Source organism: Ruoffia halotolerans, from assembly GCF_014049385.1.
Taxonomy (GTDB): domain Bacteria; phylum Bacillota; class Bacilli; order Lactobacillales; family Aerococcaceae; genus Ruoffia; species Ruoffia halotolerans.
Genome location: NZ_JACAOA010000009.1, coordinates 41,813 through 55,317, shown reverse-complemented (window position 1 = coordinate 55,317; position 13,505 = coordinate 41,813). Strand labels below are relative to the sequence as shown.

Annotated in this window: 12 protein-coding genes and 1 riboswitch; of the genes, 3 read left to right on the top strand and 9 right to left on the bottom strand. The window is 34.7% G+C overall.

The window, feature by feature from the left end:
- Positions 1–185: 185 nt before the first annotated feature.
- Positions 186–440, top strand: a complete 255-nt coding sequence (gene rpsT / locus HW423_RS04845; RefSeq protein WP_138405307.1) for a 30S ribosomal protein S20 — start codon at positions 186–188, stop codon at positions 438–440.
- Positions 441–507: 67 nt separating this feature from the next.
- On the opposite strand, the gene holA is transcribed toward rpsT, so the two are convergent.
- From holA to HW423_RS04825, 4 genes are all read right to left on the bottom strand, one after another.
- Positions 508–1,524: a DNA polymerase III subunit delta gene (gene holA, locus HW423_RS04840; RefSeq protein ID WP_218930811.1), complete on the bottom strand. Its 1,017-nt coding sequence runs from the start codon at positions 1,522–1,524 to the stop codon at positions 508–510.
- Between the two features lie 84 nt (positions 1,525–1,608).
- On the bottom strand, positions 1,609–1,905 hold the full coding sequence (locus HW423_RS04835; RefSeq protein WP_218930810.1) for a glycine cleavage system protein H: 297 nt from the start codon (positions 1,903–1,905) through the stop codon (positions 1,609–1,611).
- 20 nt (positions 1,906–1,925) lie between these two features.
- Positions 1,926–3,119, bottom strand: a complete 1,194-nt coding sequence (locus HW423_RS04830; protein ID WP_218930809.1) for an FtsW/RodA/SpoVE family cell cycle protein — start codon at positions 3,117–3,119, stop codon at positions 1,926–1,928.
- Between the two features lie 15 nt (positions 3,120–3,134).
- A complete protein-coding gene (locus HW423_RS04825) occupies positions 3,135–4,091 on the bottom strand; it encodes a YihY/virulence factor BrkB family protein (protein WP_218930808.1) in 957 nt (318 codons plus the stop codon).
- A gap of 171 nt (positions 4,092–4,262) precedes the next feature.
- Here HW423_RS04825 and HW423_RS04820 point away from each other — a divergent pair, with 171 nt between their 5' ends.
- A complete protein-coding gene (locus HW423_RS04820) occupies positions 4,263–4,958 on the top strand; it encodes a histidine phosphatase family protein (RefSeq protein ID WP_218930807.1) in 696 nt (231 codons plus the stop codon).
- A 65-nt stretch (positions 4,959–5,023) separates the two neighbouring features.
- Here HW423_RS04820 and HW423_RS04815 read toward each other — a convergent pair whose 3' ends face one another.
- From HW423_RS04815 to lysA, 5 genes are all read right to left on the bottom strand, one after another.
- Positions 5,024–6,769: an ABC transporter ATP-binding protein gene (locus HW423_RS04815; RefSeq protein WP_218930806.1), complete on the bottom strand. Its 1,746-nt coding sequence runs from the start codon at positions 6,767–6,769 to the stop codon at positions 5,024–5,026.
- The gene (locus HW423_RS04810; RefSeq protein WP_235956306.1) at positions 6,753–8,444 is read right to left on the bottom strand and encodes an ABC transporter ATP-binding protein; all 1,692 of its coding nucleotides are present in this window, start codon (positions 8,442–8,444) and stop codon (positions 6,753–6,755) included. Before HW423_RS04810 ends, HW423_RS04815 begins: the two co-directional genes overlap by 17 nt.
- Before the next feature lie 534 nt (positions 8,445–8,978).
- Positions 8,979–9,749 carry a 4-hydroxy-tetrahydrodipicolinate reductase gene (gene dapB, locus HW423_RS04805; protein ID WP_218930804.1) on the bottom strand — a complete coding sequence of 257 codons (771 nt, stop codon included), beginning with the start codon at positions 9,747–9,749 and terminating at the stop codon, positions 8,979–8,981.
- Between the two features lie 19 nt (positions 9,750–9,768).
- The gene (gene dapA, locus HW423_RS04800; RefSeq protein ID WP_218930803.1) at positions 9,769–10,659 is read right to left on the bottom strand and encodes a 4-hydroxy-tetrahydrodipicolinate synthase; all 891 of its coding nucleotides are present in this window, start codon (positions 10,657–10,659) and stop codon (positions 9,769–9,771) included.
- A gap of 13 nt (positions 10,660–10,672) precedes the next feature.
- Positions 10,673–11,968 (bottom strand): diaminopimelate decarboxylase, encoded by a 1,296-nt coding sequence (lysA, locus tag HW423_RS04795; RefSeq protein ID WP_218930802.1) that lies wholly within the window; start codon positions 11,966–11,968, stop codon positions 10,673–10,675.
- A gap of 110 nt (positions 11,969–12,078) precedes the next feature.
- A riboswitch (Lysine riboswitch) is annotated at positions 12,079–12,223 on the bottom strand.
- A 220-nt stretch (positions 12,224–12,443) separates the two neighbouring features.
- Here lysA and HW423_RS04790 point away from each other — a divergent pair.
- Complete coding sequence (locus HW423_RS04790) at positions 12,444–13,433, top strand: aspartate-semialdehyde dehydrogenase (RefSeq protein ID WP_218930801.1); 990 nt, start codon at positions 12,444–12,446, stop codon at positions 13,431–13,433.
- Positions 13,434–13,505 lie beyond the last annotated feature (72 nt).

The window sequence follows — 13,505 nt, the reverse complement described above, 5'->3', positions numbered from 1 at the left end:
TTCTACTTCTTTGTTTCAATATGTTTATATATGTGTTTAAGCAATCTTCTCTTATTATCTCATTTAAAACAAACAAAAAAAGATTGCATCACTCTTCTATTTTATTGTATAATAATGTTTGTTGACTAAGTTAGCAAATGCTTATATACTAGACAAATGAAATCAGTAAGAAAGAGGTGACACCAATGGCAAACTCTAAATCAGCTATTAAACGTGCTCGTCAATCAAGTGTAAAAGAACAACGTAATACTGCACAAGTTTCGAAAATGCGTTCATTAATTAAAGATTTTCGTAATGCAGTAGAAACTGGTGAAGGTGACGTGAATGAATTATTCGCAAAAGCTTCTAAACAAATTGACCGTACTGCAGGCAAAGGATTAATCCACGCAAATAAAGCAGCACGTAACAAATCTACATTAGCAAACTTAATGAATAAATAATTAAGATACTTTATCTTGATTACAAAAAAACGAAAATGAACTTTAAAAAGTTCATTTTCGTTTTTTTTTATAAAGAAGTTAATTTTGATAATAAGATATAAAAGTGAGTCTCTTTATCCCCGACACCTGTCTTCATTCTAAAATCTACTTCTGCCATCTCAACATAAAAATTAAGTAATTCTGATAATTGCAAGGATCTTCCTGATGTTAGTGCAAGCTTCACACGATATGGATGAATGCCTAACTGTTTCGCAATGTCGGCTTGATTCATTCCTTGTCTACCTAATATCATTGACTGGACAATCACTCTAAATTGAGAAACCATTAACGCGTGTAAAGCAATCGGTTCATGACGCATTAATAATAAGTCTTGATAAATTTGAATGGCTTGAGTAATATTTTTATTCGCTACGGCATTGGTTAATTGGAATACGTCTGATTCAAGCGTACGTGGAACAAGTGATTGGACAGAATCGAGTGTGATTCTACCTTCAGTTTGTCCAAATATTTCCAGTTTATTCACTTCTGTCATTGCATTAGTTAGTTGATAGTTTACCCTAATTAACAATTCCTCAACAGCCTCACGTGTAAATGAAATATCTAAATTATTTATATAAGATTGAACATACCGCCCTACTTGACCTTCATCGAGCTCTGATATATCGACCATTTTCGTTTGTTTATTAAAACTTTTAGTCAGTTTCTTTCGCTTATCTAAGGATGGATTTTCAACATTAAAAATTAGAATAGTTGCTTGGTTTGGATTTTCTAAATAACCCAGTAATCTTTTTTGTTCAGAATCACTTAATTTATTCTTACTTTGTGAATTTAAAAACATTGCATTCGACACAATGAGCACTCGATAATCAGAGAAAAAAGAAAACATCTCTGCTTCATCCAAAACGTCATTCATCGTCACTTCTTGTAAGTCAATTCGTGAGATATCTAAAACATCGATCCCGCCTAATTGTTGAAACAAGCCTTCCATAAACTCGTTTTTGAGGTAATTCTCAGATCCGACAACCGTATAGATTGGATCAATTTGTTTCTTATTGATTTGTTGCATGACTTGTTGGAACTCCATCTTTTCCCTCCTTCATATAAAATAAAACGAACATCACCAAAAATTAATACATCAAGGTAATATCCGTTTTATTATCATAATCTTTTACTTTTGAATTTTTACTACCCAGTTATTTGCTGTATCTGAAGAATTAAGTAAAGATGGTGTATCTTCTGCTTTCTCATTACGTTCAATAACTTTTCCTTGAATAGGTGATGGTATTTCAATCGCAGCTTTAGAAGCTTCAACATTAATAACTGTATCATCAACATCAATATTTCCTAATGAAGCGATATTTGCATATGAAATATCTCCTGCTTCATCTTGTAATTCAGGAGTTAAACCAATCGTTACAATATTATCATCTTCAGTCATCCATAAATTCTTATTTAATAATTCCATTATTAATCACCCTTCTGAATTTAATAACTAAAATCATCTTCCATACCAAACATATAGCTTCGGTGATGATATTTCATTGATAGAACTAAACCAATCCCAATCATATTCCCTAGTAAAGCCGAACCACCTTGAGAAACAAATGGCAGTGGAACCCCTGTGATTGGTAATAAACCAATCGCCATTCCGATATTCTCTAGAACGTGGAATAAAATCATTGAAATAACACCTGCAGCAATATATGAATAAAACTCATTACGTGTTTTAAAGCAGATTTGTACGATTTGATAAATTAAAATGAAATAAACAAAGAGTAAAACTGAGCTTCCTAAGAATCCGAAGTTTTCAGCGATAGTCGTAAAGATAAAGTCAGATTCACGAACCGGTACGGTAACTTGTGAAACCCCAAAGCCTTTACCACTCAATTGACCCGATCCAACAGCTTTAATACTTTGCGCTAACTGATACCCACTCCCTTGTGTATTTTCAAAGGGACGTAACCAGTCTAAGATACGGTTAATTTGATATTCTTGAACAAGATTATTATCTATTAGAAATTCCGGGAAATTCTCAACGACAATAATAATTCCTCCCGCAACAACAATAACGGTTGTCGCAATTGGCGCAAGAATTTTCCAACTGATTCCTGACATGAGAATAATTCCAGCAGTAATCGACATGATAACTAAGTTTGTTCCTAAGTCGTTTTGTAACTGAATTAAAATCATCGGTGGTGCAGCGAACATCAATATTTTTCCTAATTGCATAAAGTCTGTCTTTATCGTACGATTAGGGTATTTATTATTATGCTCAGTGACAACACGTGCCATAAATACTATATAAGCAGGTTTGAAAAGCTCTGAAGGTTGAACCGATAGCGAACCGATTCTTAACCAACTTCTTGCCCCTGTAACGGCTAATTCTCTATCATAGAAGAACAGTACTAATACTAATAGTAGTAAACCGAATCCGTATAAATAAGTGGAAAGCTTCCAATATTGTTCACTATCTAATTGCATCGCCGCAATAACAGCAATCGTACCTACCCCATACCATAAGGCGTGGAATAAAGTTGGAACGAGGTTACCCCCTTCTATGAGTGTTGTTGTTGAGTATACACTTAACAATCCGATGATTGCTAAGACCATAACATTTAAGATAATGCCGTAATCGATGCGGTTCTCATTATCTCGACGTATTTGTCTAATAGATGTCATTCATTTCACCTTTCTTTATTGCTTGTTTGTAAAATTCTTGTATATCTTATTGGTCAATTCAAACTGATTTAAATTTGCTTGTCTAAAGTTATCACTATATGAGACAAATGATTGATACTTACTAGTTTCTTCAACCAATTGCCGATAACTTTTCTCTTTAAAATCATGATAAAAGACATTGATGTAAGCTCCTATGGCAATAACCATCGCATTTAAATATAACCAAATGATTGCAACCATGAATACTCCAATCGTGCCCCCACCAACATTACCTCCAGCAAATCTCATATAAACATTGAATAACTGAGATACTAAGATAAAGCCTAGTAAGGCAAATACTGTACCAGGTATTGCATATTTGATTGGCCATTTAACATTTGGCATAAATTGGTATATTCCAATTAATAGAATAAAAATACCTAGCAAACCTAAAATCCAACCCTGATTCACAAAAAAATCCAATAAGAAAAATTGAATACCAAAGACTTCCTGAATATAGTCAATAATTGTCTCGCCGAATACAAGTGCGAATGTAAATGTAACTAACGCAATGACGATGAGTAAAGTAAATACATATGCAAATAATCGTGCAATAAAAAAGTTTTTTCTAGGTACAGTTTTATATATTGTATTTAGAACACGTTGCATTGTATTAAATACATTCGAAGCTGGCCATAATGAAATGATTAAACTTAGCGAGAACAAACCTGAACTTGTACCTGTTAAATAAGTCTCCAATAAGGGAATAATCGCTACCTCGACTTCATCTGGTAAGGCTAATTGAATTGTGTCAATAATTTGCGCTTCTGAAAAAGGAAGTATAGCAATAATATTTGATAATGCAAGCATTAACGGCACTAACGCCCAAATAACATAAAATGATAATTCAGCAGCATAACTTCCAAAAGCCAACTGTTGATTATTAATTTGGAATGTCTTCATTAGCTTATTAAATACCGAAGGTTGATCCATCTCTATCAGACCTTTCAATTCATTTTTATAACTACATAAGATTATCACATATTATATCATTTTGCACTTTAAGAATCTGTAATAATCTAGACTTTTTATATTTTCCTTTAATTTCTTAGACACAAGTGTTTTCTATAGTATAATGAATTTAGAACAATTAGGAGGTAAGGCATGAGTAAAGGAGTAACATTTTATTTTGTACGCCACGGTGAAACATATTTTAATTTTTATGGTCGCATGCAAGGATGGTCAAATGCATTATTAACCGAAGATGGAATTAAAAACGTTCACCGCAGTGGTAGAGGTCTAGCCGATATTGAATTTGATGCTGTATATACGAGTGATTTAAAACGAACAATTGATACAGCTTCAATTATCTTAGAAGAAAATCATAAAAATGAGCACTTAGAAATCGAACAAATGCCAGAATTTCGTGAAGTTCACTTTGGGTCTTTTGAAGGCCTTTCTGCTGCTGAAGTTTGGCCAGAAGTTGAGCAAAGGGTAAACATCAAACACGGGTTGCCTGAAGGAACAGAGAATCAAATTCAAGATATTATGAATATGTTCAAAGAAGCGGATCCATATCACTTTGCAGAAAACTATACTGAATTTTGGAATCGTGTTGAATCTGGTTTACTAAAATTACTAAACCGTCACGCTGGAACGGACCAAAACATTTTAGTTGTGTGTCACGGTATGACAATTCGTAATTTATTGCATGGTTTAGTTGCTGATTTCGATGAAACTGAACCATTACAAAATGCATCCGTATCAATTGTTAAATATCAAAACGGACATTTCGAGATGCTAGCATATAATCAAGTTGACCACTTTAAAGATGTTGCTGATGAAGCAGCAAATGATTAGTCAAACTATTGTAAACAATTAAAAGCGCAGGACTTGGGGGTTGATTCCCTTGTCCTGCGTTATTTTTATGCCATACTTCCTTGCATTTGATACATTTGCGTATATGTGCCTCCCAGATCAAGTAACTCTCTGTGAGTGCCTCTCTCTTGGATATGTCCGTTGTCCATGACGATGATTTGATCTGCATCTTTAATGGTCGAAAGTCGGTGCGCTACAATAAAGGTCGTACGTCCTTCTTTTACAACTTTCATCGCATGTTGAATAATTTCCTCAGTCTCAGTGTCAATATGTGACGTTGCTTCGTCAAGTATCAATATTTTTGGATTATTGGCTAAGGTACGAGCAAAGGATATCAATTGTCTCTCCCCTGAAGAAAAAGCTTGTCCTTTTTCCACAACTTCCGAATGAATCCCTTTTTCTAATTTATCAATTAATGGTTGTGCTCCAACTTTGATAAGTGCATCGAGCACCATTTCATCAGTTATCTCAGGATTATTCATACTGATATTTGTCGCAACCGTACCAGAAAATAAATACGGTTCTTGCAAGACAATCCCCATGTTTTCTCGGATGCTTTCTCGATTATATTCTTTAATATTTTGACCATCTATGATTATTTGGCCTTCTTGTGGATCGTAAAAGCGAAATAGTAAGTTAATAATCGAACTTTTACCGGACCCTGTGTGTCCGACTAAACCGATGGTCTCACCTGCATTAACATGGAAATTTAATTGATGCAATACATTATTGCCTTCTTGATATGCAAAGGTCACATCATTAAACTCAACATTTCCTTGAGTAACTATTAATTGTTTGTTGGAATCTTTCTCTACCGGAGTATCTATTAACTCGAACACTCGCATTCCTGCGGATAAAGCTTGTTGCAATATTGTAATCAAACGAACAATCATAGTAATAGGATCAAATAATCGTTCAACATAATTGATAACAATATACAAGGTTCCAATCGATATTGATAATATGCCATTTGTGAACTGCGTTCCTATATACAACATCACAAGTAAGGTAACAATACTCTTAAAGAGCCCAGACAAGTTCCAAGCAAAGAACGCTTCATACTTAAGGGATTCTTTTCTAGTATTAAGCCAGGTTTGATTAACTTGCTCAAATTCTTCAGCCATGTGCTCTTGTTGATTGAATACTTGAACAATTGACACACCTTGAACAATTTCGGCAATTTTACTATTCAATTCACTAACAGATTCTCTCCATAAAGTATTGATTGGTTGAATTTTTTTAGAGAAAGCCATTTGCCAAACGACGATAATTGGTATGAGCAGTAATAACCAACTCGCAATTGTTGGACTAACAGCAAACATACCAATATATACGCCTAGAATGGTCATTGTATTAATGAGTATTTGTGTTGTGAAATTTGCGAAAAAGTTCTCTCTTAAAACCTCAGTATCATTCACGATTCTAGCCGATATCTTACCCGCTGGAATATCATCAAAATAACTTACCGGTAACTTTTGCATATGTTCATGCGCCTCATCCCGAATGACTTTACTTAGCCGATTTGATCCATTCGCTAAGAGCAAATATCCTATATAACCAAGTATCGCTGAGATAAATGTAATAATAAGATAAAAGCTAAATTGTTTCGTAATAAAGGGTAGATTAACTGTCTCTACATTCGCAATAGATTGGGACACGTAATCAATCATTTTACTTGCGATAATTGGTGTGTAGATTGAAAGGCCCGTAGAGAAAATCAACAGAATGAAGCCTGATAACAAGAGTTTCCATTCAAATCGTAAGTAACCGAGTAGTCTAATGAATGTTTTCATTCTCAGCGCCCCCTTCTGATTTTTGTTTATTGAATTGTTCGTAATACCAACCTTCGTTAGCTAATAATTCTTTCGGTGACCCAGATTCAACGATGCGTCCATCGTCTACAACTATAATCATATCCGCTTGATTGACTGCAGAAAGCCTATGAGTGACAATAATATTTGTCTTGTCACCACGGATGCTTTGAATATTCGTAATGATGGCTCTTTCAGTCTTTGCATCAACCGCTGATAGTGAATCATCTAGTATTAAAAGCTCTGGTTCTTTAATTAGAGCTCTGGCAATTGATACCCTTTGCTTTTGTCCTCCGGATATCGACACACCTTTTTCACCAATTAATGTTTTAAGCCCTTCTGACATGCGTTCTAAATCTTTCGTAAAGGCCGCATTTTCAATCGCTTGAGGTAATTGTTCTTCTTCATTGGCTTCACTATTTCCAAAAAGAATATTATATTTTACTGTTTGAGAAAAAAGTATGTGTTCTTGTGGCACATAGCCAATCATCGCTTCTAAATTTTCCCGTTGATATTCATGAATATCTCGACCATTGAGGATGATAGTTCCAGTTCCACTAATCGGATACTGTCTTAATAGTTGTCGAATAATCGTCGTTTTCCCACTCCCGGTCTTACCGACAATTCCCAACGTTTCTCCTCGTTGAAGCGTAAAATTAAGATTTTTAATCGTCTCTTTATCATCCTCTTTATATTTAAAAGAATAATCTTGAAATTCAATGCTTTCAATCGAATCTAGCGTCAGATGACCGTCTGCTTCCATGAGATCATTTGCTTTGATTAAATTATTAAGTTTCTCAAATGAAACTTTACCTTGCTGATAAATAACAACTATTTCTGTCATTCCCCAAATTGTTCCATTTAACATAGCTAAATATAATTGAAAAGATACTAATTTACCCACTGATAATTGACCTAAATTCACTAAATAACTACAATACATGAGTCCAATGGCAATACTTAGCCCACCAAACGCTTTAGCAATTTGACCAAATAATCCGTTCACAATCGCCAAATGATTCGCTTTATCGACAACTTTTTGTGTCTTTTCTTGAAATCTTTTTTGTTCCAAATCTTTCCGTCCATATGCCCGCATCACACGAACACCATCAACCACTTCTAACACTTCATTACTCAATTCAGCAACAGAATCTCTAATCGCATCATAACGCTTATCTACTTCTTTACTTAGAAAATAAATAATAACTCCAAAGATTAATAAAGGAATTAAACTCACTAAAGTGACTTGCCAAGAAATCGTAAAAATCATAACTGCAAGGAAACTAAGTAATAACGCTCCGTCTCCCAATATAATCATTAATCCATAACCTAATAACATTCCTATTGTATCGATATCGGACGTCATTCGTGTCATCAAATCTCCAGACCGAAAAGTTTCATAAAAGGAAGCACGAAAGCCAAGTAAACTTTTAAAGCCCGTTTGTCTTAATTCTTTCTGAAATTGATATGACTCTCCAAATAAAATTCTCAACCAAGTCACATCCCCCGCATAAATTAATATCATTAATATAAATAAAAAGAATAAATAACGCCCTAAGACATCTTGAGTCAATCGACTCGTCACAATATCATCGATAAAGAGTTGAATAATATAATTTGGGAAAATATATAATATACTGGTAAAAACTGCTGTCATACCTCCAAATATATACTTCCCAGGGTGTTTCTTAATGTAATTCCACATTGACTGAAGCATAGTTTCCCAACTTTCCTATTAAAATTTGCACAAAAAAAAGATATTTTATCACCACAATTAAGGACTCATAAAATATCAGCTGTAGAATTACATACTTAGACATCATTGATCTAAGTGTCTAGATGAAAACTCTAATATTATGAACGATAAAAGGTGATGTCATTTTAAATAAATTTGAACTTACTTGAACTGCTTGTTTCATTTGACATCCTCCTTTCGTGTTTTCTAAAAATAAGATTACACGATGTTTAACTAAAAGTAAAGCGATTTCTAATCTGGATTTAATATTTTTTGGATATGTATGTGCTTGTGTCCTTGAGATTGTCTCGAGGACATGAAATCGTGAATAATGTCCCTGACATTGTCTCAAGGATATGAAAATCAAAATACAAAACGAAAAACTCAGCAATTATGGCAAATCTAGCCACAATCACTGAGTCGTCAGTTTTTAATTTCTCAAAATCCATAAAATGCTTAAAATATATCATTCATTGAATAAATACCAGGCTCGGCTTGATTAATTAAAAATTCTGCCCCTGCCATAGCCCCTCTGGCGAATAACTCTTTTGATCCAGCACGGTGAGTAATTTCAAGCGTTTCTTGATTATTTGCAAAAATAATCGTGTGTTCTCCTACAATATCGCCACCACGAATCGCATGTAAGCCAACTTCTTGGTGTTCTCTTGCTTCGCCAATACCTTCACGTCCATACACTTTTGTAGCACTTTCTGACATACCTTCTTCAACTGAATCTAGCAACATCTTAGCTGTACCACTTGGTGCATCTTTTTTGTAACGATGGTGTTTTTCAATAATTTCAATATCATAACCTAACGGATACAATACTTTACTTAGATGCTTACTCACTTCCTGCATCACATTGACACCAATACTAGTATTATGAGTATCTAAGATAGCAACAGATTTACTCGCCTCTTGAATTGCTTGCGCTTGTTCTTCATTTTGCCCTGTAGTTGCAAGCATAAGTGGAAGTTTTTGCGCCACTGCAAACGCCAGTAATTCTTCCGTTAATTGAGGAGTTGAAAAATCAATCATCACTTCTGGTTTAAGATCAAGTCCTTCAACCACTTGTGTTAAATCATCAAAATTTGTCGCGATTGGAAAAGATTGTTCTGTTTCTTCAGTTGATTGTAACCCTGCGATCACTTGATGACCGAACTCTTTCGAGATCTCAGTAACAACTTTTCCCATCGCCCCATCGGATCCAATTAGTATAATATTCACTTTATCAATCCTCTATTCTTTATATTGTGTATTTTTCAATTAAGCCTAAGTACGTATCTAATAATTCAGCACTTTCCTCACTTGGTGGTACCATAGGTAAACGATATGATAAAGCACAGCGGTTCATTTTGTGAACTAAGTATTTTACTGGGATTGGATTCACTTCATCAAATAAATTACGATTGATATCTTCAAGTTTATAATTTAATTGTTGAGCTTCTTCCGTTTGTCCATCTAAAGCAAGACGACATAAATCATGAACTTCTTTAGGGAGAATATTTGCAGTTACAGAGATAGCACCTTTACCACCTAAAGCGATAATATCGTAATTTAAATCGTCGTTCCCTGAATATACAGCGAAATCATCTGGCACAATATCAAGCACTGCACGTGTGTAATCTAAATTACCTACCGCATCTTTTAATGCCACAATATTTGGATGTTCAGCTAAAATACCTACCTGTTCTGGTGTTAACGATGTACCCGTTCTAGAAGGAACATCATAAAGAATAATTGGAATGTTAACTGAATCAGCAATCGCTCGGAAGTGAGCTAACATACCATTATAAGAAGCTTTATTGTAATATGGGGTGACGATAAGTAATGCATCTGCTCCCACATGCTCAGCTTGTTGACTTAATTTAATTGCGTGACGTGTATCGTTAATACCTGTTCCTGCAATGATTGGGAGTTTACCTTCGACGTGTTTCACGGCAAATTTAATCAATTTGATTTGCTCTTCATCAGATAAAGTAGAACTCTCACCGGTTGTTCCAGTAATGACTAATGCGTCTGTGCTATTCTCTAAATGAAAGTCTAATAGGCTTTCAAACGCGCGCCAATCAATTTCCTTTGTGTTCTCGATAAATGGGGTAATCAATGCAACTGCTGAACCTTCGTAAATACTCATTATAAATATCCTCCTATAAAATATTATTTGCTATGATATCTTCAAAAGACTGACGTTTGACTGTTAAGTAACTTTTTTCTCCATCAATATGCACCATAGCTGGAATTGGGATATGATTATAATTGCTTGCCATAGAATAATTATATGAACCCGTACCATTTACTAATAATAAATCGCCTGTTTCAACTTGAGGAAGATCAATATTATTAATAACAACATCCCCACTCTCACACGCTTTACCAGCTATGGTATACGTTTCTTTGACCGGTTCGTTAATTTTATTTGGTAGGGCTGCTTCATATTCAGCCTGATATAAAGCTGGACGGATATTATCTGTCATCCCGCCATCGATAAAGGCATATTTCTTACCACCTACTGTCTGCTTTATATCACCAATCGTGTACAAAGTACTACCAGAATTGTTAACTAATGATCTACCAGGTTCAATTGTAACCTTATCTAATTGTATCCCATATTCAGTAGACTTTTCATGAACATGCTCGATAAAATTCGGCAGAAATTCGGCAATGTCAAAAGGCTTATCCTCTTCAGTATAGTAAACACCAAAACCGCCACCGAAATTAATTTCACGAATCGGAATATTTAAGTTCGTTTGAATGCGTTGAGCAAAGTGTAACATTTCATCTGCCGCTTTAATAAAAGATTCTGAATCAAATATTTGACTACCAATATGACAATGTAAACCTGCTAAGTCAATATTATCATAGTTATAGATGCTTTCTATAATGTCTTCAATCTTCTCATCGAAGACACTCTCTCCAAATTTTGAATCTAAGTTAGCTGTTTTAATGTATTCATGAGTATGCGCCTCAACTCCAGGATTTAAGCGTAATAGTGCACGTTGCTTTTTCCCTTTTTGCTCTAAAATATTATTGAGTCTATCAGCTTCCATTCGGTTATCAATGACAATTGTTCCCACTTCTTGATCGACCGCAAAAGCTAATTCCTCATCTAATTTGTTATTTCCGTGAAAGTACATCTTCGATGGCTGAACGCCACCTTTCTTCCCAGTAAAAATCTCCCCAGCACTAACAACATCTTGTCCGATTCCATACTCTGAAATCAATTTTGCAATCGCAAGTGTCAAAACAGACTTGGATGCAAATAATAACTCTGTCTCAAAGTAAGGATTTTCTAAAGCATTTTTGAAATTATAAACGCGTTCTCTAAAACTTTCTTCATCGAATATATAAAGCGGCGTTCCATATTGCTGAGCTAAATCTGAATATTTATGTAGTGAATGAACCAGCTCGTTATTCACCTTCGTTTGATACGGTTCTAAATGCATTCTTCCACTCCTTAAATAAAATTAAACAAAAAGCGACTACGAACAAAAGGTTCGTGGTCGCTTTCACTAATCAGTCCAACTTGATTTGAGTTGACGTATCCTTTTGCCCGGTAATTGATTGCACCTTATTATCACTTTGGCTCTTTGATAATAACAGTGACCAACCTCTTAAAGTCAGTCCCCAACGAAAGTCGTTTCGGCGATATCCCCTTTCCACATGTGTGTACTTTTGTCAACCGCGCCTCGCACAATACCTCTTTAACTTAAATATACTATAACAATGGTAAATTACAATGTCAACTGGATTAAGATAGGATTAAAACTTTACTGACATTTATTAAATTTTATCACTTTTAACTTGACATTCAATGTGATAATGCTTAAGTTGAATAGGTATAAATTGAAAATTAAAAAGAATATTATCTTTTTAATAATTCAATTATAAATTAACACACAATATTGAAAGGAGCCAATTATGAGTAAAAAATATCATGTTGCCGTTGTAGGTGCATCGGGCGTAGTTGGTCGTAAAGTTATACAAGTATTAGAAGAACGTCAATTCCCAGTAAGTGAATTAAGTTTATTTGCTTCAAGTCGATCTGCAGGTCAAAAAATCCCCTTCAATGGCGAAGAGATTACCATTCAAGAACTGACAGAGGATGCTTTGACAGCGCCTATTCAAATCGCAATCTTCTCTGCAGGTGGAGAAACATCTAAACATTTTGCACCGATTGCTTCAAGTAATGGCATTACTGTCATCGATAATAGTTCAGCGTGGAGAATGGATAAACATATTCCATTAGTTGTCCCAGAGGTGAATGCTGGGGTCTTATCTAAAGATGATAAACTCATCGCAAACCCTAATTGTTCAACCATCCAATCTGTTGTTCCATTGAAACCACTACAAGAAAATTACGGTATCAAACGTGTAGTTTATAGTACATATCAAGCAGTATCCGGTGCCGGACGTAAAGGGATTGAAGATTTAGAACAAGGTACAACAAGTACTTTCCCTTACGAAATTAATAAAACAGTGATTCCACAAATCGATGTTTTCTTAGATAATGGTAATACAAAAGAAGAACAAAAAATGATTGATGAAACACGAAAAATCTTAGGTGTTGAGAATTTACCTGTCTCTGCAACAGCTGTACGTGTTCCTATCAAAACGTCTCACGGTGTATCAATCAATATTGAATTAGAAAAAGAATTTGATATCAAGAAAATTCGTGAAGAAATTGGAAATATCGACGGAGTTATTCTTGCCGATAATCCAGGAACTTTAGAATACCCATTACAATCTGTCGCAGAAGATACTGATAACGTATATGTTGGCCGTATTCGCCGTGACGAATCCGTAGAAAATGGCATAAACTTATTTGTTGTAGCTGATAACCTTCGTAAAGGTGCTGCTACAAACTCAGTACAAATTGCTGAGTCATTAATTGCTCGTGGTATCATCTAATTAAAGCAAATAGACGACAAGAGATCCAAATATGGATCTCTTGCCGTCTATTTTTATGTCTATAAATATTCA